The organism is Vogesella mureinivorans, assembly GCF_007644035.1.
Classification (GTDB): Bacteria; Pseudomonadota; Gammaproteobacteria; order Burkholderiales; family Chromobacteriaceae; genus Vogesella; species Vogesella mureinivorans.
Genome location: NZ_VMTV02000218.1, coordinates 1 through 298 on the forward strand (window position 1 = coordinate 1; position 298 = coordinate 298).

General features: G+C 43.3%; 1 protein-coding gene. It reads right to left on the reverse strand.

Annotated elements, in window-relative coordinates; translation table 11 throughout:
* Window positions 1-95: 95 nt before the first annotated feature.
* Window positions 96-298: ATP-binding protein (locus FLQ44_RS07875; RefSeq protein WP_147693942.1), on the reverse strand; the 203-nt coding region annotated here is incomplete at its 5' end.

Sequence of the window (298 nt, forward strand, 5' to 3'; positions counted from 1 at the left end):
GGACACCTTTAGAACGGATCAGGAATGGAAAATTGCAACGCTTAGGGTATCCAACGTGGTTGGTGCTTTTGAACATGGTGTATTGGGGGAGTTTGTTACTCCACTACCGAAAAATATTGTGCCATTAGCATTGCAGGTCGCTGCCCAAAGTGATGTTGAGTGTTGGCAATGGAATAAATACTGGCGACTTCGAGATTTTCTTGTGGATTCAATGCAGGCAAAATACTAGGTAAACGTGAAGCTAAAAGTGTTTTACCTGTTCCTGGTGGTCCTTTAAATAAAAGCGAGTGTCCACCTG